The following is a 571-nucleotide window of genomic DNA, read 5'->3' on the forward strand; positions in this document are numbered from 1 at the left end:
TGACGAAGGTGTTACTATTTCTCCTAGCCTGGTGCGTACCGCTATGCATGCGCCAGAACAAATTCGTGTTAATGTTGGATGGGCTATTGATGGCGCTCATAAAGTTAACGTGATTTATCCAGGCCAGTTGAGTAATCACCCTAATGAGCAAGAAATTATTTTGCCTAGAGGCATTCTCTTGCAGATAAATAAAATTACAGATGCGTCATCTGACACTGGTGCAGGTTTAGAATCCAACCTTAAATTTATTCAAGCTGAAGTCATGTCCTCAGACCAGTTAGATGAAGCTGTCATTTACGATGGTGATGTTCTCATGGAAACAGGCGAGGTGGTTGCTATGACGGGTGAAATCGAATCAGTTGAGCCGGTATCGTTCTCCTCATTTGTAGAAAAAACTAGTGCACCTAAAGGTTTGAAATTGTTAGCATCTTTAATGGATTTAGAATCAGTTCCGTTTAAATTTGTCCAAGGATAGTTTACAAACACATGGATGTGTGATACTATCATCCCATCAACAACATGAGGAAAACGTTATGAAATCTATGCTTCGCTTTAATGGTCAAGAACTAGT

General features: G+C 39.9%; 1 protein-coding gene. It reads left to right on the plus strand.

What is annotated here, in order from left to right:
* A partial coding sequence (locus Y887_RS19840; RefSeq protein WP_211257031.1) for an ADP-ribosyltransferase occupies nucleotides 1-475 on the plus strand: 475 nt, incomplete at its 5' end.
* Nucleotides 476-571: the final 96 nt, after the last annotated feature.

Origin of the sequence: Xanthomonas pisi DSM 18956 (assembly GCF_001010415.1) — a bacterium.
Classification (GTDB): Bacteria; Pseudomonadota; Gammaproteobacteria; order Xanthomonadales; family Xanthomonadaceae; genus Xanthomonas; species Xanthomonas pisi.